The sequence below is a fragment of the Paenibacillus zanthoxyli JH29 genome (assembly GCF_000520715.1).
Lineage (GTDB): Bacteria > Bacillota > Bacilli > Paenibacillales > Paenibacillaceae > Paenibacillus_AQ > Paenibacillus_AQ zanthoxyli.
On sequence record NZ_ASSD01000391.1, the window covers coordinates 1 to 18069 of the forward strand.

General features: G+C 50.8%; 18 protein-coding genes and 1 pseudogene. 9 read left to right on the plus strand and 10 right to left on the minus strand.

Annotation, left to right across the window (positions count from 1 at the left end; all coding sequences use genetic code 11):
- The 3 genes and pseudogenes from L691_RS28960 to L691_RS30720 all read left to right on the plus strand — a co-directional run.
- A pseudogene (locus L691_RS28960) lies at window positions 1–388 on the plus strand (GDP-mannose 4,6-dehydratase); the annotation flags it as partial.
- On the plus strand, window positions 385–1107 hold the full coding sequence (locus L691_RS0114550) for a glycosyltransferase (RefSeq protein ID WP_025691219.1): 723 nt from the start codon (window positions 385–387) through the stop codon (window positions 1105–1107). The pseudogene L691_RS28960 and the gene L691_RS0114550, both read left to right, overlap by 4 nt.
- 100 nt (window positions 1108–1207) lie before the next feature.
- Complete coding sequence (locus L691_RS30720) at window positions 1208–2119, plus strand: YhcN/YlaJ family sporulation lipoprotein (protein ID WP_025691220.1); 912 nt, start codon at window positions 1208–1210, stop codon at window positions 2117–2119.
- 82 nt (window positions 2120–2201) lie between these two features.
- Here the strand turns inward: L691_RS30720 and nagA are convergent, their stop codons facing one another.
- From nagA to L691_RS0114605, 10 genes are all read right to left on the minus strand, one after another.
- Window positions 2202–3389 carry an N-acetylglucosamine-6-phosphate deacetylase gene (nagA, locus tag L691_RS0114560; RefSeq protein ID WP_025691221.1) on the minus strand — a complete coding sequence of 396 codons (1188 nt, stop codon included), beginning with the start codon at window positions 3387–3389 and terminating at the stop codon, window positions 2202–2204.
- Complete coding sequence (gene nagB / locus L691_RS0114565; protein ID WP_025691222.1) at window positions 3377–4105, minus strand: glucosamine-6-phosphate deaminase; 729 nt, start codon at window positions 4103–4105, stop codon at window positions 3377–3379. The genes nagA and nagB overlap by 13 nt, the downstream gene beginning before the upstream one ends.
- Window positions 4106–4984 carry a MurR/RpiR family transcriptional regulator gene (locus tag L691_RS0114570; protein ID WP_025691223.1) on the minus strand — a complete coding sequence of 293 codons (879 nt, stop codon included), beginning with the start codon at window positions 4982–4984 and terminating at the stop codon, window positions 4106–4108.
- A gap of 198 nt (window positions 4985–5182) precedes the next feature.
- A complete protein-coding gene (locus L691_RS0114575; protein WP_025691224.1) occupies window positions 5183–6142 on the minus strand; it encodes an O-fucosyltransferase family protein in 960 nt (319 codons plus the stop codon).
- On the minus strand, window positions 6114–7193 hold the full coding sequence (locus L691_RS0114580) for an O-fucosyltransferase family protein (protein WP_025691225.1): 1080 nt from the start codon (window positions 7191–7193) through the stop codon (window positions 6114–6116). Before L691_RS0114580 ends, L691_RS0114575 begins: the two co-directional genes overlap by 29 nt.
- A gap of 38 nt (window positions 7194–7231) precedes the next feature.
- On the minus strand, window positions 7232–8410 hold the full coding sequence (locus L691_RS0114585) for an O-fucosyltransferase family protein (RefSeq protein WP_025691226.1): 1179 nt from the start codon (window positions 8408–8410) through the stop codon (window positions 7232–7234).
- Between the two features lie 52 nt (window positions 8411–8462).
- Window positions 8463–9542 (minus strand): mannose-1-phosphate guanylyltransferase, encoded by a 1080-nt coding sequence (locus L691_RS0114590; RefSeq protein ID WP_025691227.1) that lies wholly within the window; start codon window positions 9540–9542, stop codon window positions 8463–8465.
- A 57-nt stretch (window positions 9543–9599) separates the two neighbouring features.
- Window positions 9600–10529, minus strand: coding sequence for a GDP-L-fucose synthase family protein (locus L691_RS0114595; RefSeq protein WP_025691228.1), 930 nt, complete (start codon window positions 10527–10529; stop codon window positions 9600–9602).
- Between the two features lie 46 nt (window positions 10530–10575).
- A complete protein-coding gene (gmd, locus tag L691_RS0114600) occupies window positions 10576–11598 on the minus strand; it encodes a GDP-mannose 4,6-dehydratase (RefSeq protein ID WP_025691229.1) in 1023 nt (340 codons plus the stop codon).
- Between the two features lie 273 nt (window positions 11599–11871).
- The gene (locus L691_RS0114605; protein WP_025691230.1) at window positions 11872–13194 is read right to left on the minus strand and encodes a cation:dicarboxylate symporter family transporter; all 1323 of its coding nucleotides are present in this window, start codon (window positions 13192–13194) and stop codon (window positions 11872–11874) included.
- 289 nt (window positions 13195–13483) lie between these two features.
- Between L691_RS0114605 and L691_RS0114610 the strand changes: the two genes are divergently transcribed.
- From L691_RS0114610 to L691_RS0114635, 6 genes are all read left to right on the plus strand, one after another.
- Window positions 13484–15139 carry a PucR family transcriptional regulator gene (locus L691_RS0114610; RefSeq protein ID WP_025691231.1) on the plus strand — a complete coding sequence of 552 codons (1656 nt, stop codon included), beginning with the start codon at window positions 13484–13486 and terminating at the stop codon, window positions 15137–15139.
- Between the two features lie 254 nt (window positions 15140–15393).
- Complete coding sequence (locus tag L691_RS28975; RefSeq protein WP_025691232.1) at window positions 15394–15978, plus strand: DUF4352 domain-containing protein; 585 nt, start codon at window positions 15394–15396, stop codon at window positions 15976–15978.
- A 219-nt stretch (window positions 15979–16197) separates the two neighbouring features.
- The gene (locus tag L691_RS0114620; protein ID WP_019908812.1) at window positions 16198–16422 is read left to right on the plus strand and encodes a helix-turn-helix domain-containing protein; all 225 of its coding nucleotides are present in this window, start codon (window positions 16198–16200) and stop codon (window positions 16420–16422) included.
- Window positions 16423–16664: 242 nt separating this feature from the next.
- Window positions 16665–17117 carry a hypothetical protein gene (locus tag L691_RS28980; RefSeq protein WP_025691233.1) on the plus strand — a complete coding sequence of 151 codons (453 nt, stop codon included), beginning with the start codon at window positions 16665–16667 and terminating at the stop codon, window positions 17115–17117.
- Window positions 17098–17871 (plus strand): ABC transporter ATP-binding protein, encoded by a 774-nt coding sequence (locus tag L691_RS0114630; RefSeq protein WP_025691234.1) that lies wholly within the window; start codon window positions 17098–17100, stop codon window positions 17869–17871. Before L691_RS28980 ends, L691_RS0114630 begins: the two co-directional genes overlap by 20 nt.
- Window positions 17865–18068: a hypothetical protein gene (locus L691_RS0114635; protein ID WP_025691235.1), complete on the plus strand. Its 204-nt coding sequence runs from the start codon at window positions 17865–17867 to the stop codon at window positions 18066–18068. Before L691_RS0114630 ends, L691_RS0114635 begins: the two co-directional genes overlap by 7 nt.
- The last annotated feature ends 1 nt before the right edge of the window (window position 18069 follow it).

An 18069-nucleotide genomic window follows, 5' to 3' on the forward strand; every position in this document is an offset into this window, starting at 1 on the left:
GCGGGATTTTCTTGATGTCCGCGACGCCGTCCGCGCGTACGATTGCATCTTGAAGCAGGGAGAGCCGGGCACCACGTACCGGATCGATTCGGGAAAGCCGCGCAGTCTGGGCGAGATTGCGGAGCGCATGCTGAGCCTGACCCGGGCGAATGTGCGGGTGGAATGGGGAACGGAGCCCAGCCAAGAGCCGGAGAATGCTTCCGCATTCGACGTACCGCATAAACAGGCAGGTGCTTCCAGCCGGGGTGAGCCGCAAAGTCAGACGCAGTCCGGCTGTTTTTCTGCACACGCTTCCGTCTTAAACTGGCGCCCTGAAGTGCAGCTGGAGCGATCGCTTGCCGACATTCTGGAATATCACCGCAGCAACCGGAAAGGAGCATCGCCATGAACGCGAAAGTATCGGTTGTTATCCCATTTTATAACTGTCCGTATATTTACCAGGCGCTGCAGAGCGCGCTGTCCCAGTCTCAGGCTCCTTATGAGATCATCGTCGTCGACGACGGCTCTACCATATACACAGACAGAATTGCTCCATATCTCTCCCATTCCAATATTCATTATTTGGGTAAAGCCAATGGAGGCACCGCGTCCGCGCTGAACCACGGCATTCGTCATGCCACCGGCGACTATGTCGCCTGGCTCAGTTCGGACGATGTCTTTTACCACGATAAAATTAGAAACCAGTCGCTGTTCATGGAGCATAACCGTCTGCTGATTTCTTACACCAACTTCAATTATATCGATGCCGCATCCCGCCTTGTTCAGCTTAACGCCGCAGCCGTATTTGACAATCGGCTTGATTTCCTGCGCTGCTTTCTTCAGGGAAACCCGGTAAACGGCTGTACGGTTATGATTAAAAAGGAACTGTTCGGCGCCATCGGCCTATTCGATGAATCGCTTCCTTTTACGCACGATTACGATCTATGGTTCCGCGCCGTTCTGAACGGATATCCGCCGGTGATGCTGAATCAATCTCTGACCGGTTACCGGCGTCATGAAGGCATGGGCACAGTCAGACATCACGACCGGATATTACATGAAGTATCGGCGTTAAAAGCGCGATACCGCGCACCGCTGCGAAGTCTGATCACATCTTTGGGAGGATGATAGAGATCTAGTATGCCAAATCCTTTCAGCATAGCTCGCCCCCAGGGGAGCCATCCTAACGATTGTTACACAGCAATCATAACGAGTGGAGGGTGAATGCATGTTGCGATCAAGAATCGGCTTATCCGTCTCCGCCGCCCTGCTGTTGGGGATGGTCGGAATCACGGGTTGTGCAAGCAACCAGAATGCGGCGGGGAATTATGGCGTGCGGAACGTATATGATGGCCGTGTGAATGATGGTGTGCGGAGTTTGAACGATAGCCGCCTGAACGATGGTGTACGGGGTGTACACGACGGCCGCCTGAATGTTAATTCGGCTCGGGACGGGCATACGATCGACAGGCTGAATTTGGATCAGAAGCTCGCCGATCGCGTGGCTGCCATGAAGGAGGTACGTACCGCCAATGTGCTAACTACTGGCCGCAGCGCTTATGTAGCAGTAACGCTGGAAAATAACGTGACCGGAGGTATGCGGGCAAAAGGCGGCAACGTCGGTACGAGCATGATGCCGGGCAGCGTTGGATACGGAACAGGCTACGGTACCGGCTACGGCACCGGAGTCGGTCCCCAATACCCAACACGGGGAACCAGCATGCCGGGAGCTGTTGCTAATAACAACAGAAGTTTGACGGGGACCGGCGCAGCGATACCCGGCCCAACGGGAACCGGCGCAGCGATACCCGGCCCAACGGGGACCGGCGCAGCAATACCCGGCCCGACAGGCCGTGGAGGCTTTTTACCATTTGGCGGGGTGACCACGGGAACCGGGGCGGCAACCGTTGAAGATGTGCTGCCCAAAGAAGTTAAGGCAAAGATCGCTGGTATCGTCAAGAAGAGTGCGCATGGTATCGACCGGGTGTACGTCTCGGCTAATCCTGATTTCGTTCAGCGCGTAAACAGCTATGCCGCACAGGCGCGAGCCGGTCATCCGCTGAAAGGCTTTGTAAATGAATTCCGCGTAATGGCCGAGCGCATCTTTCCGGTTCGCACTGGGGATTATATGCACAGATAAGGGATTATTTCTATAGAATACGGCAAAACGCAGAGGTTCATTCCCTTTTCGGAAAAAACCTCTGCGCTATACATAAAAAAGCCTAGATCTCCTGAGGGCGTCCGCCAATCCACACGCCGCGAAGGTTCAGTGCGCCGTCCAGCAGCAGAATATCCGCCCGTTTGCCGGCTTCCAGCGAGCCGATGCTGCGCTCCATGCCAAGCGAAATGGCCGGGTTCAGACTCGCGGCCCGGGAAGCATCATCCAGACTCAGGCCGGCTTCTTGAATAAGATAGCGGAATCCCTTGATCATGGTGAGCGTGCTTCCGGCAAGAGCGTCAGGGTTGTCCCGAAGGCGGGCAACACCATCCTGCACCTTAACCGGCAAATCGCCAATGGCATATTCCCCGTCGCTAAGACCGGCGGCTGACATCGCGTCGGTAATCAGAATCAGGCCCTTCGGACCTTTAAGCCGTGCCAGAATCGAGATCGCCGCAGGATGAACGTGAATACCGTCCGCAATGACCTCGGCGCGTATCCGTTCATCGGACATTACCGCCCCTGCTGTTCCGGGCTTGCGGTGATGCAGCGGAGTCATCTGGTTAAACGTATGCACCGCCTGGTTAAGACCCGCGTCCGCCGCAGCGATAACCTGCTCGTAAGCGGCGTCGGTATGGCCGAGGGCGGCTGTAATTCCGCGTCTGCGCAGCCAAGATATCACTTCCGCCGCGCCTTCCCGTTCGGGAGCAAGCGTAACCTGGCGAATCAATCCGGGGTAGGTGTCCTCCCATTCCTTCAGCCAATTAACGTTTGGCGGGACGATATGCTCCGGATTTTGCGCTCCGGGCCATTTCGGGCTGATGAAAGGCCCTTCCAGATGAACCCCGGCCACCTGCGCAAACGGTCTATCCTCTGAGCGGTAAGCGTGGGTGGCGGCAAGCACGCGGTCAATCGCCTCCTTGGAAGCGGTCATCGTTGTGGCCAGCATCGTCGTCGTGCCGTTGGCGGCATGAAATCCGGCAATCTCCGTAATCGCTTGGGCATTGGCGTACATAAAGTCATGACCCGCACCGCCGTGAACATGCACATCAACAAAGCCGGGAATGAGCAGGCCGTCCTGCACGCGTGCGCTTTCCGGCCAGCCGGAGCATGCTTCCGGAAGCCTGCGCGCTGCTCCCGCATATACAATTAGGCCGTCCTGCACTGCGACAACCCCGCCCTCGACGAGACCCCCCGGAGTAAGCACCCTGCCATACAGCAGATGTCCCGGTTCCTGATTTACTTCAGCCATTGTCCCGCTCCTTCATCAAGCAGTACCATCACATTCGGATGGCTCTGGAGCAAGGAGGCGGGGCATTGGGTCGTAATCGGCCCCTTCACCGCGTTCCGGAGCGCTTCGGCCTTCTCCGCGCCGCGTACAAGGAGCAGAATTTGCCGCGCCTTCAGGATGCTGCCGACGCCCATCGTAATCGCCTGCATTGGAACATCGGCAAGCGAAGGGAAGAACCGGGCATTAGCCTCCCGCGTTTCCGGCAGCAAATCGACGACATGGGTTCCGCTGGTTAGGCTGGCATCCGGTTCATTAAAGCCGATATGCCCGTTGCTTCCGATGCCGAGAATTTGCAAATCGACAGGCCCTTCATTTTCCAGCATTCGATCATAGGCCAGGCACTCGGCCGCCAGATCCTCGGCATTGCCGTCAGGTACATGTGTCTTAGACAGATCGATGTCGACATGATCAAACAGATGCTTATTCATGAAGCTGCGGTAGCTTTCCGGGTAATCTACCGGTAGTCCTACGTATTCGTCAAGATTATAGGACGACGCTTTGGCAAAGCTGACCAGACCTTTGCGGTACATCTGGACCAGCCGTTCGTATACCCCGATGGGCGTGCTGCCGGTGGCGAGTCCCAGGACGGCCTTCGGATTACTTTGCAGCAGACTGGCGACCAGATTGGCCCCCGTCTGCACGAAGTCTTCGTCATTTTGAAACTTAAAAATGTTCATTTATTCTGTACCTCCCCGTTTATGACGGAACTGCTGAACGTTCCGGTAGGATTGCTCCAGCTTTGGAATATAATCGCCAAACCTTTTGCTGACCATCCCGGTAAATAAAATATCGATAATGTGAAGCTGCGCGATCCGCGAAGCCATATCCCCTCTGCGCATTCCTTGTTCAAGAGAGGAGGAGAACAGTGAGATTCCGCTGAGCGAGGCAAGCGAATTACTGCCGTATGAGGTGAGCGAGATCGTAGATGCGCCGCTGTTCTTCGCGCAGAGCAGCGCGTCGATCGTCTCGGGCGTCTCCCCCGAGTACGAAATGGCAAAGGCGACATCCCCTTCCCCAAGGGAAGAGGCCGAAGTGATCTGCATATGCGAATCGGCAAAGGCGGTGCAGTTGACGCCGATCCGGATCAGCTTCTGATAGAAATCCTGAGCGACAATTGACGAGGTGGCCATTCCGTACAGATCAACCCGCCGGGCGCAGCAGAGCAGATCCACCGTCTGTTCGAGCCGTCCGATGTCCAGCAGCGAAGTCGTGTCGCGGATAGAAGCGAGGTGATTCGCCTGCATGGCTTCCACGATGACGGAAAGCGGATTGCCCGCCATAATATCCTGGTAAGAGGAGCCGCCCTCCTGAGGCGCCGCATCGCTGTGGGCGATTTCAGCCGCCAGCTTCACCTTGAAATCAGGAAAGCCTTTAAAGTGAAACACCTTGCAAAAGCGCGTGATTGTCGCGGCGCTAATGCCGCATTGTTCCGCCAGCTCTGTGATGCCCATATGGACAATGTCGCCGGGGGAGGCAAGAATCCGCTCCGCCAGCCTGCGCTCCATTTGGGAGAGCTTGGACTTTTCGTGCTCCAGTGCATGCAGGATTGGAGTCATTCATCCACCTTCTAGTTCAATGGGATTGTTGAAATTATTTTTAATATTATATATAAAATAAAGAAAATTATTTTCATAATTAGAATAAAGCAAATTCTTGTGAGATGCAAGAGCCGCTTTTTTGAAAAAACGAACGACCGCTCCCGGCGGTATACCGGCAAACGGTCGCTAAAGCTTCGCGTTCAATTATGTTCGCGCCTAATACAGCAGCTTGATATTTTTCTCCGGCCAATCTTTCATCCGAAGCACTGTATTTGACAAGCTGGAATAGCCATTGCCGATAAAATAGTCGCATTGAACGGCAAGATACGTGTCTTTAATAATGTCCGAGGTGTCTTTTATGAGTTCAATTCCTTTATGCCGCTGGTTGGGATAATTGGAGCGGTTCGGGTGGACTTTGCCTCTGAAGAACGCTTTCCTGCTGTCGCTGACAATTAGTGTTTCGTATTTATCATAAATCTTTTGGAATTGGCGGACGAACTTGTAATGGTCGGTAATGAGAAACAGATGACGGCATTCGAAATTGCTCATAAAGCTCCATATATTGGGATGGTAATAATCGTTGACATTATAAATCTGCCCAATTTCACTGACGAGGCCGTTGGCCCGGATATGAACACCCAGGATCGGTTTTTCATCACGGAACTGCGGATTCTCATAGACAAACTGTTTGGCTTCGTCAAGGATGCTCGGTTGGATTTTAATGTATTTGTCGAACAGATAACGGTACAATTGATGCGGTGTTTTGCCGTATAAAGGGTGCCGCTCGGGAATCCAGGGTGCGATAGCGCCCACGTGATAATACACATCGCTGACCAGCACGTTGGCGTCACTTGCGATCATATCCTGTAAATCCCGGTGTTCCCATTTCAATTTGTCCGGGTCCTCCATCAGAACCGTTTGACTGGTCCAGATGGGCGGATAATACGAATAATCGGACCGGACGGCTTCATGAGGCATATGTTCATTGATTGGCTCGAAGAATAACTCGAACGAATTTTTCGTCACGGACTCGGAATACAGACTGTCCATGCCCCAGTACACAATTGGAGTCCGGTCCGTGATCTCTGCAATGAGCAGCTGGCCAACCACATGATCCACATCGGCCCAAATGCTGTACCCCCAAGGTTTAATCAGGAGAAATCGGTTTATGCTCATGCTGGTTATCACCTCCGTACAGACTTGGATATTGAGCCCTGCGCAGTTTGGCCCGATAGTATTTGGTGGCCAATTCGGCTCTTGCCCGTTTGCGGGTATTTTTTCTATCCTGTTTCAATGTTCTGTAAAAAAGCTTAATGTGGCTGTCCGGCCAATCCTTCAGCCGGTTGACGAAAAAGGATACATTCGAATAGCCATTGCCGATAAAATAATCGCATTTGGCGGCAAGATACGTATCCTTGATGATCTCGATGCCTTTTCTTCTTTTTACGACAAAGTTCTGCAGATGGGGAGCTTCGGTAACGGAGTTGCGGGGAGCTCTCACGCAGTCGGTGTATACGACGATCGAACCGTAGCGCTTGTTGAAGTCATCGATCGCATCATCGCAATCCGTAATTAGGAATAACTTGCCGACTTTTCCTTCCTTCAATACTTTTCGGATTTCTCCATCGTACTTCTTGTTAAGCTGCTGAAGGTTCTCCACCTCGCGCACTTTGTCGCTGGCCCGGATATGAACGCCAAGGAGGGGGTGATGGTCCTTCAGATGCGCATTGTAAAATTCGTTGATTTCCGCTTCAATATCGGGCTTTAAACGCAAATACTTCCGGATCAGATGACGGTAGATTTGTACTCCGGTCATCCCGTACGCCCAATGACTCTTCGGAATATACCTGAGCAGCGGCTTGGAGAAGAAATGGACGTCGCTGACGGCCACATCCGCTTTGCTGGCCATCAGTTCCCCAAGGCCGCGGTGAAGCCGCGCCGTCTTATCCAGATCCTCTACCAGTGCATTGCTTGCATTCCAGATTGGCGGGAAAAAGGTGTGTTCAGGCTTAAGCACGTCATCGATGGTGGATGAGGAGACAGGTTCATAATACAATTCAAAGGCGTTCGTATCGATATATTCACTGTATAAGCTGTGCGGCCCCCAATACACCACCGGTATCCGTTTGGTCAGCTCGGCTACAAGCAGTTGTCCGGTCAGGTGGTCCATATCCGACCAAAAGCCCCACCCCCACGTCTTAATAAGCAAGAACTTTTGCTGGTGCATCCGTTCGGAGCACCTCCAATCCAGTGGTTTAGAATGAATTAACGATCCTTCAGCCTCTTCCATGTACGGTGCGTGCTATAAGCGATCTGCTTGAATTTTCCTACTAATTTATTGTCTGGATAAACGATGGAATTAGTCACCGCGTAATTGGCTAAACTCGAATTTTCCGGCACCCAGTACATCAATTTGATATTGGTGTCGGCCCAGTCTTTAAGATACGTCACGGCTTTAGACATATTCGAATAGCCGTTGCCGATAAAGAAGCTGCAGTTCGCGGCAATATAGGCGTCCAATATGGCGTCTATTCCGTTTTGACGGCGGTGCATATGCGTTTCGAGATAAGGAATTTCGACGTCATTAGAGGAATGCCGCAGCGCATCCGTATACACAAGCAGTGATCCGTAGCGTTCCCGGTATTCATCCAGAATCTCCGTACAATCCGTGAGCAGAAAAATCTTTTTAATGTTGAATTTGCCGAGCATATACTGGATTTCCTTATGATAGTCCTTGTTTGACGTTTCAAGTTTATTCACTTTATGAATCCGGTAAATCTGGTGAAGCTTAAGGGTATCGTTGGTGTTCTGCTCCGGCTGTTTTTTCATCTTATACACTTTACCGTGATAGCGTTCGTTTATACTATTCTTCTCAAATGCGCTAATGGAAAAGTTTTCGCGGACATGAACAGCCAGAACGGGTCCTTCATGCAGGGAATTAGAATAAAAAAACTTCATGATCTTATTTGTCAGATCCGGTTTGAGTTTCAAATATTTGCGCATCAAAAAGCGGTACGCCTGCGTCGTATCCATCCCGTACAAAGGGTGATTCTCCCCAACAAGAGAGAGGGCGGACATTTTGTTCGGATACGTGTCGCATACCACGACATCGGCATTGCTCTCCAGCATTTCCCCGTAGCTCCGCTCAGTCAGCGAGACCTGCCCGGGGTCAGGCATCAGCAGGTTGTCATACTGCCATACGGATGGAAAAAAGCTGTAGCCCGGATTCATTAATTCCTCGATCGCATAATTAGACACCGGCTCAAAATACATATCAAAAGCGTTAGTATAAACCTTTCCGTTATAAAAGCTGCTGCTGCCCCAATGCACTACCGGAATTCTGCCGCTGAGTTCTGCGACAAGAAGCTGCTCCAGCAGCTGGCGTATATCCATCCAAATACTGTGACTGTAACCTCTGATGAGCATAAAACGTAACCGGTTCATATTCCTATTCACCTCCGTATTTCCTTTACGTCAGAAGGGATAAAGCGGGAATTTAGGTCCGCTCCCCGTATCCGGTACGTTTCAACAATTGGACGAACGCTTTGACATCCTGAGCCCTCTCTTTGGGACAGACCAGTAATACGTCTTGCGTCTTGATAATCATCATATTCGAGAGACCGATGGAAGTGACCAGTATATCGCTGGTGAAAATGATCGAATCTTGAGTATCCATTCCGACATAACTGCCGCTGACGGAATTACCGCTGTCGTCGTGGCCCATCAATTTTCCCAGCGCGTCAAGGCTGCCGATATCGTCCCAGTCGAAGTACCCCTTAATAGCATTAAGACTGCTGCTGTTCTCCAGCACTCCGTTATCGAAAGAGATGTCGGGCAGCTGGCTGAAAGCCTCCTCTATCACGGAGTCGAAGTCCGGGGAGCCGATCTGGTCCAGTGCTGCCGACAGGATATTGAAGTGTTCCGGCATATGCTGCTGAACTCCGCTCTTGAAGGCCTGCAGATTACCTGCAACCATGCCGCTGTTCCACAGATACTGCCCGGATTCCACGTAGGTGCGGGCAGTGACGGTGTCGGGTTTCTCTTTGAACTGCTGAACCTGGGATACCTGGGGTTTGGGATCAGTATGCTCGCTTGGATCAATTTTGATATAACCGTAGCCGGTGGCCGGGTATGTCGGATTTACGCCGATAATAGTCAAAGCGGAGCTGTTAATGGTCTCCCTATACGCTTGGTGGATCGCTTTAAGGTACTCATGCTTATTGTTGACATAGCTGTCAGCCGGAATGAAACAGACCGCGCCGTCATGAAATCGGCGTTCCAGCAATAAGGCCGCATAGGATATGCAGGCCCCGGTATTTTTACGAAGAGGCTCGAGTAGAATATTTTGCGGGGGAATGATGTCCTTAAGCACTTCCCTGGTTATCTCCGCATAGTTTTTATTAGTAATGACATAACATTGGTCCGGCGGTATCAGCTCGGTAATGCGCTCAAGGGTCTGCTCAAGCATGCTGCTCGTTCCTTTGACGCTGATAAACTGCTTGGGCTTGTGTTCCCTGGATAGGGGCCACAGCCGCAGTCCGGCGCCGCCGGCCATGATAACCGCATATTTATCCATGTATTCACCTTCCCGATAGTCGAGATCTATAGAGAGTAAGGCCGCCGCTTTAGCAAGTCATTTGACGTGGTCCAGATAGTAGCGGTAGGCTTTATCGAGGCCTTCTTTCAGACCGGTCTTTGCCTTCCAGCCTAAGCCCTCCAATTTGGACACATCCAGCAGCTTGCGCGGTGTTCCATCCGGCTTGCCTGCATCAAACAGCAGCTCGCCATCGTAACCGACAACAGCTTTCACCATTTCCGCCAGTTCGCGGATAGACAGATCCTCTCCTGTACCGACATTCAGGAATTCTGATCCGTCGTAATGCTCCATCAGGAACACGCACGCGTCCGCCATATCGTCGACATACAGAAATTCCCGGCGAGGCTTGCCCGTACCCCACAACGTCACGCTGGGCTGATTTGACGATTTGGCTGCATCAATTTTGGCGATCATGGCAGGAATGACGTGAGAGTTGTTGAGGTCGAAGTTGTCATATGGCCCGTACAGATTGGTGGGCATCACGCTGATATAATTGGTTCCATACTGGCGATTATAATATTGGCACATTTTGAGACCCGATATTTTGGCCAGCGCGTAGGCTTCATTTGTCGTTTCGAGCGGCCCCGTAAGGAGGTATTCTTCCTTAATGGGCTGGTGGCAGAGTTTGGGATAAATGCAGGAGCTGCCCAGAAAAATAAGCTTTTTGACATTATTCTTAAATGCGCTGCGGATGACATTACATTGGATCAGTTCATTCTCCATAATATAATCCGCAGGATAGGTGTTGTTTGCCACGATCCCGCCGACTTTGGCGGCTGCCAAAAACACATAGTCGATATCCGACTCTTCAAAGAAACGTTCCACTGCCGCCTGGTTCGTCAGATCCAGCTCCTGCAGCGTTTTACCGATGATATTCTCATATCCTTTACCCTGCAGGTTTCTGACAAGCGCGGAGCCGACAAGACCTTTATGTCCGGCTACGTAAATCCGGCTGTTCTTCTCCAAGTTAAAGCGACTCCCTTCTCACCTGATGTATTAAGCTGCCAAGCGATCAGGCACCCTGATCGCTCTTGACCATCATTTCGACAAGCTCCTTGAAGGACACTTTTGGCTCCCAGCCCAGCTTCGTTTTTGCTTTGGTCGGATCACCAAGCAGCAGATCGACTTCGCTTGGCCGGAAATACTGTTCATCAACCGTGATCAGCACGCGTCCCGTCTTGGCATCCATTCCTTTTTCGTCCAGTCCTTCGCCTGTCCAGGCAAGCGTAATCCCGGCATGCTGGAAGGCCAGCTCGCAGAATTCCCTTACCGTATGGGTTTCCCCTGTAGCTATAACATAGTCTTCCGGGTGATCCTGCTGCAGCAGCAGCCACATCGCCTCCACATAATCGCCGGCAAAGCCCCAATCCCGTTTGGCGTCCAGATTGCCGAGCACAAGACGCTCCTGTTTGCCTTTCAGGATGTTGGCGAGGCCGGTTGTAATTTTGCGGGTGACGAAAGTCTTGCCCCGGCGCGGCGATTCATGGTTGAACAGGATGCCGTTGCAAGCATACAGATTGTAGGCTTCACGGTAGTTAACGGTTATCCAGTAAGCGTACAGCTTGGCGACGGCATAAGGGCTGCGGGGATAAAACGGGGTCTTCTCACTTTGCGGAACTTCTTGGACGAGGCCGTACAACTCGCTGGATGAGGCCTGATAGAATCGGATGGAGGGGTTTACCTCGCGAATGCTCTCCAGAAGGCGCATCGAACCGAGAGCGTCTACATCTCCCGTGAATTCCGGAATTTCGAAGGACACTCTGACGTGGCTCATCGCGCCCAGATTATAGACTTCGGAAGGCTCAATTTTGCTGATCAGCCTGCTTAATCCTGCGGGGTCCGCGAGATCGCCATAATGGAGAACAAGATCCGGTCGGTCTCCGGATTTATTTTCCAGGAGATGATCAATTCTTTCCGTGTTTATCGAGCTGCTTCTGCGGACCATCCCGTGAACTTCGTAACCTTTGCCTAGTAGCAGTTCGGCCAGATATGACCCGTCCTGGCCTGTCACGCCGGTAATGAAGGCTTTTTTCAAGTTGGTTTCATCCCCTTTTTTTGGTTATAGTCCATGTATATGAGAATAAATAGGGTAAGGTTTGGGTAACTGTACGCTAACCGATAGAATTAAGGAAATGCATCCAGGGGATTCGCGTAGTAGGCAATCGTATGATTAGGGATTTTTGGGCTGTGAGGGCAGCAAAAAAAGGCGGCAGCACACCCGGATAGGACTGTTTCCTAGCCGGATGGCTGCCGCCTTTTCTATTTTTCTTTGAGGAGTTAGCGTATTAATAGATAGTATTGGAGATTATTAATCATTGCTCGGGACGGTTACCGGCATGCCGGAAGAATCATGCGGTCTGCTCTGCATGGCAAGCAAAGCTTGCTTTTTGTTGAACAGCCCTTCCCAACGGGCGACAACGAATGTAGCAACTGTGTAACCGATAATGTTGACCGTCGTACGGAAGTTGCCCATAATGCGGTCAGGCGCAAGCATAAGCGCAACGGCTGCGATGGGGATAGAGCCTGTACTTGCCGCAGTAGCCGACAAGGCGACGAACGCCGATCCCGGAATACCGGCCATTCCCTTGGAAGTGAGCAGCAATACGGCGAGAAGTACGATTTGCTCATATATGCCGAGCTCTACGCCAGTTGCCTGCGCCAGAAAGACGAGCGCCAGCGACAAATAGATGGAGGCGCCATCAAGGTTGAAGGAGTAACCTGTCGGAACGACGAGCCCGACAACCGAGCGGTCGCAGCCCGCTTTTTCCAGCTTGGTCATAATTTGCGGCATTACAGCCTCTGTCGAGCCGGTTGCAAAGGAAAATACAATTTCCTCACGCACAAGCATAATGGCTCTCCATAGACTGATTCCGACAAACACACGCATAATAACTGCCAGAACGAGCAGGAAGAGCAGACAAGCTACCGTCATGGCGAGGAACAGCTTGCCGAAGGCAAGCAGCGTCTGCATGCCGTACTGGCTTACCGTGAACGCCATCGCACCAAAGGTTGCAATTGCGGTCAGCTTCATAATGAAGCCCATAATTTGAAAAATAACGTGGCTAATGTGCTCCAGCAGGTCAATAAGGACCTCTGAGGTCTTGCCTCCTACACGTACTAGAGCGAAGCCGAAGAGACAGGATACAAGCAGCACTTGCAGCATCGTGTTCGTGGCAAACGCCGAGACAACGCTGTCTGGAATAATGTTCATAAAGAATTCAGTTCCGTGAGGGAGCTCGGAGTTCTTGGTCACTTTAGTCACAGCGTCAGTGGACAGCGAATCAGGATTCACATGCATCCCCGATCCCGGATTCATCACGTTCGCAACAAGCATGCCGATAATCAGGGCGAATGTCGTTACAATTTCAAAGTATAGCAGCGCCTTGCCGCCGATCCGTCCGACCGTCTTAACGTTGCCAACCTTCGCAATACCAAGCACTACGACAACAAAGACAAGCGGGGAAATAATCATCTTGATCAGTTTAATGAACCCGTCCCCAAGCGGTTTCAGTGCGATTCCGAATGTCGGCCAAATATAGCCAACCAAGATACCCAGCACAATCGACATCATGATTTGAAAAAACAGGCCTTTATAAAAAGGCTGGCGCACCTTAGCTGCTGTCTTGTTCATGTTTGTCATCCTCCCAATAATTTATTCCCTGAATTAAGCCTGTTTGGGTTGTTCTACCCGCTTCTTCTTAGAGTGAATACCTTTCATGTTATTTTTTATAACTTGATTTGTCTTCTTTATTGACTCATTATAATAGATTATTTTCCGTTAAGCATTATCTAGCTTGAATAAAAATAACTATCATTTTTGTTTATGTTGTATAATTAGTACATCGAATGATAGGTATTGGCTATTCATGATGTTTAATGAGGTGAATTTACTATCATAAGCAACGGAGGGGTGAGTTTCCATGATATTAGCAGAGCTTTTGAAAATTCCGTTTCTGCTGGAATCAAAGGTTATATGCGGGTTTCAGGGACTGGGGCGGACTGTCCGTTCCGTCAATATGATGGATGCGCCGGATATTATTGATTTTGTAAAACCTGAAGAACTGTTAATCACAACGGCTTATGCGTTAAAGGATCGCCCCGAGGAGCTTGTGGCGCTTATCCCCGAATTATCGGCGGCCGGCTGTGTCGGGCTCGGTATTAAAAAGCGTTTCTGGGCCGCAATCCCCCAGGAGGCAATCGCCGTCGCCAATGAGGTCGGTTTCCCGCTTATTGAGCTGCCGCTCAACGTTTCGCTCGGCGATCTAATTAACCAGGCCATTGATGCGATTCTGGACAAGCATACCGATACACTTCGTAATGCGCTCCAAAGCCATCGCCAATTTTCCAGCCTGATTCTAAAGGGGCAGGGCATTCCGGAAATTGTGCGCGATTTAGCGGGGCTGCTGGACAGCCCCGTCGTCCTACTGGATCAAAGGTTGAATCTGATCTCGGCGTCTTCGCATTTCCAGGAGCAGGCCTATCAGGACTTGCTGCCGCAGATCCGCGAGTTAGCAGGTCAGCTTCCGAATGAAGAGCGCACCTCTGTATGCTGCTTGGGAGATGCCGCCCCCGGCGCGTTAAATTATATCGTCGCGCATCCGATTATGACGTACCAGCCGCAGGGCTTCCTGCTGACTCTGCAGCAATCGGTCGAGCTTCAACAGCTTCCGGTCATGATTATGGAACAGGCCGCCAACGTCATCAGCTTCGAACTGCTCAAGAAGCAGGCGGTGAAGGAACGGTCCAGACGCTATAAGAATGATCTGTTCACGGATATCGTAAACGGGTTCATGACTTCCGAGCAGGAATTGATTCACCGCGGCAAACGGTACGGATTGTCCGAGAATTCACCCTCGCTCTGCATTGTCATCAGGCAAGATGATGAACTGGGCAGAAGGGAGTTTGCTCTGCCTCCTTCCGAGGAGCAGCAATTGTCCAGGCGAGAAGAGCTGTACGAAGTGTTGAAGGATGCTTTTCAGTCGCGGGGCCATTCGTTTGTGCTGTTCAACAACAAAGACCAGTTCGTGCTCATTCTTTCGCTTTCCGGGAGCAGGACGGCTCCTGTCCATGCGGAACGGATGCTGCGGGAACAATTGACCGAAATCAGCGACAATCTTTATCATAAGGAGAACATTTCCGTATCGTTCGGAGTCGGCAATCCGATCGACCGGCTGACGGATATTCCTGTCACCTACAAGGAGGCGGTTGAAGCTTGGGAGACCGCACATAACAGCAAGAAGCGCCGTTTTATCCAGTTCTACCATGTGAAGAAGCTGACCGACCTGCTGCGGATGCTGCCGGTTGAGGAACTGAAGAAATATTATAATGATACCTTTAAAGAACTGAACCGGCTGGATGAAAAAGAGCGGCGGGAGCTGATGCGGACGCTAATTGCTTATCACGACAACAACTGCCAGATTGCCGAGACAGCCAAGCAATTATTCGTGCATCGCAATACCGTCGTTTACCGGCTGGAGAAATGCGAGCAGCTCACCGGCCGCAAAATCAGAAACACCAGCGACAATCTGCGCTTCAAGGTCGCCTATCTTATGGAGCAGCTTATTGATGCGGACTGATTGTTGCACAGGCAAACCCTCTTCTCAGCATTTGAGATGAGGGTTAATTTTACATAGCTCTCATACGGTTCCCGGTAGATCGGCTTCTCACTATCGTTTGTGCGGGTACGACGCTTCGGCCATTCCATTTTCAGAGGGTGATTCGGGTGAGCCGTATCATAAATTCCTCTTTTTCTATAAAAAAATTACTATTTATGCCGATATTATGGTTGTACATTTATTAGGTCAAATTACCTACCAGGGGGGACTTTCATTTGAAGAAGATTTTCAAGATTGGTTGTTTAGGTTTTATCGCGTTGATTGTTTTAGGTGTTATTATTACTATGTTTTCTCCAAAAGAGGACAAAAAAACGGCAACCTCCACAACTAATCCTTCTGCCGTTGCTACAGATTCAACAAAAGAGAAAGCAGAGAATACGGCAAAAGAAGAGAAAAAACTGGCTAGCATCGGTGAGGAATTGAAAGTGGGAGATGTTGTTTTTAAGGTGAATAAAATGTCCACTGCGAAAAAGATAGAAGACGGGCAATTCCTATCTTACTCACCCGAATCGGAAGGAAGCGTATTTCTTATTGTCAATGTAACTGTAAAGAACACGGGGAACGAAATGATCACAACGGACTCGTCGTACTTCCAACTGATGAAGGGAGAGATTAAATATACTCCTTCAACATTAATCTCAACATCTGATAAATTCTTTATGTATGATGGGATTAACCCGGGATTATCACAAACAGGCAACGTAGTTTTTGAGATACCGGAAAATTTGAATGATTTTGTCTTAAACGTTCAAACGGGGTTCTGGGGAACTGAGCAGGGTCAGATCGAGCTGAAAAAATAAAATTTTAGTACACTTTAAACCACCTGATTTGGGCAGACGCTTTAACTAGGTGGTTGTTTTGTATTTAAAGAACAGGCTGCTGCAGAAATACTGTTTATTGGAGCCCATTTTAGACCTGCATGCGGCACCATAAACATTCACAATACATACTATAAATTTGACTGTATCCCTTTACCTTGTTAGACCAAACAATCCCGGGCAAGGAGGGGTGACACCACCATGAAGGGGAACGAACATCACAGCAAATTCTTGTTAACGCATCGTGAACGTGAAGTATTCGAACTTCTTGTTCAGGATAAAACGACGCGCGATATCGCCGGCTTATTATTTATCAGCGAGAAGACGGTTCGCAACCACATCTCCAACGTTATGCAAAAATTGAATGTAAAAGGCCGTTCGCAAGCGGTTGTCGAGCTGATCAAGCTTGGGGAGCTGAAAATATAGACGGGGCCTGCGATTATGCGTTAAGCCTTCTTTGGCCGAATGGCCGGGGGAGGTTTTTTGTTGCGTGGAGGTGAGCTATTAAAGCCAAGGAGTATACAAAATGAGGCAGCAGTTGTAAAATTGCATTATTTGCGTCTTCCCGCTGCGATACATAAGTAGTATGCATCCATTATTTATGAAGTTACGCTTGGTGCCGGTACGCGGAAGCGCCTATATCAACGATACGGAGGATTGCCAGATTCATGAAGAAGAACGGAACGATGAACAAAGTATTGCTGCTGCTATTAACAACACTGCTCGCTGCGTTGGCCGCAGGCTGCGGTTCTTCCAATGGAAAAAACACGCCGAGCGCGGAAAATACGGGAACGGCGGGAGAGACCCCTTCGTTTTCTTTGGGCATGCTGCCTTCGATCGACGCCAAGCCGAAGGCTATACATGCGATGTACGCAGCCTATGACGACGCGGTAGCTTATATGAAATCCCATGACCAGAGCGAATACGTTGACACGATTATTGAAGCGGTGGGTTACCCCGAGACGCTGAAGAGCCAAATCCAGGTGCCCGATTACGTTCCGGCGTCCCAAGCGGATAAGGAGCAGGTCGCGGCAGCTTTTGCCTGGGCGAAGGAGAAGGGACTCCTGACCAAGGACCTGTCTCCGGAGGATGTGATCTCAAATGTCCAGTTTAAGGAATAAAGACGGACTGCGCATTAACGGGCTGACCATAAGCTACAAAGCAGGAACGCCGGCCTTTGGGCCGGCCTCGCTGCATATACCGGAGCATGGCATCTACACACTGATCGGTCCGTCGGGCTGCGGCAAGTCGACGCTTCTCCGGGCCATTGCCGGTCTGCTTCCCCGGTATACGGGAGACATTACATATAATGGACAGCCCGCGCATGGCCGGGATACCCTTATCGGGCTTGTGCCGCAAACCTACGGTCTGCTGCCCTGGAAGACCGTGACAGCCAATCTCCGCACGATACTTGCGGTCACCCTTCCCGGAAGAGAGCGGAAGGAAGAGCGGGAGGACCGAATCCGCCGCTGGCTGGAAGCCATGGGCATCGCCGATTTGGCCGGACGGTATCCTCTCTCGCTCAGCGGAGGACAGCAGCAGCGGGTCGCAGTTGCCAGGGCGTTCGCGCTGTATCCGGAAATCATGCTGTTGGACGAGCCGTTCTCCGCGCTCGATGCGATGACCCGCGAGACGCTGCAGCGTCTGTTTCTTGAGAACTGGCGAACGCATCCGGTTACGGCTTTATTTGTAACTCATGATGTGGAGGAAGCGATCCTGCTGGGGGAGAGAATTGCCGTGATGGCGCCTGGCGGCCGGGAGCTTGATCTTATCGACAATCCCGTTTTTTTACTAAAGCATGAAGATAAACGAAGCAGTACGGAGTTCTTCGAGCAGAGTAAGCTGATCAGAAAGGTAATGCAGGAGAAATGGTAAAAACAACGCGCTATCATTATATTTTACGGCTATTGCTTGTATTCTCAGGGATCAATGCGGTTTGGTATGCCGCAGCTCTGCTCGTTAACATGCCGATTCTGCCGAGTCCCTTTGCGGTTTACGCATCCTTGTTCCAGTTTGAGTTCACAGAGACCTGCCTGAACAGGCCTGTTGATTATCAAGTTTCTGGAATCTGAA

Coding starts and splice junctions, on each gene's coding strand:
- L691_RS30720 (WP_025691220.1), top strand. CDS start 1,208: ATGTTGCGATCAAGAATCGGCTTATCCGTCTCCGCCGCCCTGCTGTTG.
- L691_RS0114550 (WP_025691219.1), top strand. CDS start 385: ATGAACGCGAAAGTATCGGTTGTTATCCCATTTTATAACTGTCCGTAT.
- L691_RS0114630 (WP_025691234.1), top strand. CDS start 17,098: ATGTCCAGTTTAAGGAATAAAGACGGACTGCGCATTAACGGGCTGACC.
- nagB (WP_025691222.1), bottom strand. CDS start 4,105: ATGAACATTTTTAAGTTTCAAAATGACGAAGACTTCGTGCAGACGGGG.
- L691_RS0114590 (WP_025691227.1), bottom strand. CDS start 9,542: ATGGATAAATATGCGGTTATCATGGCCGGCGGCGCCGGACTGCGGCTG.
- L691_RS28980 (WP_025691233.1), top strand. CDS start 16,665: ATGAAGAAGAACGGAACGATGAACAAAGTATTGCTGCTGCTATTAACA.
- L691_RS0114575 (WP_025691224.1), bottom strand. CDS start 6,142: ATGAGCATAAACCGATTTCTCCTGATTAAACCTTGGGGGTACAGCATT.
- L691_RS0114635 (WP_025691235.1), top strand. CDS start 17,865: ATGGTAAAAACAACGCGCTATCATTATATTTTACGGCTATTGCTTGTA.
- L691_RS0114605 (WP_025691230.1), bottom strand. CDS start 13,194: ATGAACAAGACAGCAGCTAAGGTGCGCCAGCCTTTTTATAAAGGCCTG.
- L691_RS0114620 (WP_019908812.1), top strand. CDS start 16,198: ATGAAGGGGAACGAACATCACAGCAAATTCTTGTTAACGCATCGTGAA.
- L691_RS0114610 (WP_025691231.1), top strand. CDS start 13,484: ATGATATTAGCAGAGCTTTTGAAAATTCCGTTTCTGCTGGAATCAAAG.
- nagA (WP_025691221.1), bottom strand. CDS start 3,389: ATGGCTGAAGTAAATCAGGAACCGGGACATCTGCTGTATGGCAGGGTG.
- L691_RS0114580 (WP_025691225.1), bottom strand. CDS start 7,193: ATGCACCAGCAAAAGTTCTTGCTTATTAAGACGTGGGGGTGGGGCTTT.
- L691_RS0114570 (WP_025691223.1), bottom strand. CDS start 4,984: ATGACTCCAATCCTGCATGCACTGGAGCACGAAAAGTCCAAGCTCTCC.
- L691_RS0114585 (WP_025691226.1), bottom strand. CDS start 8,410: ATGAACCGGTTACGTTTTATGCTCATCAGAGGTTACAGTCACAGTATT.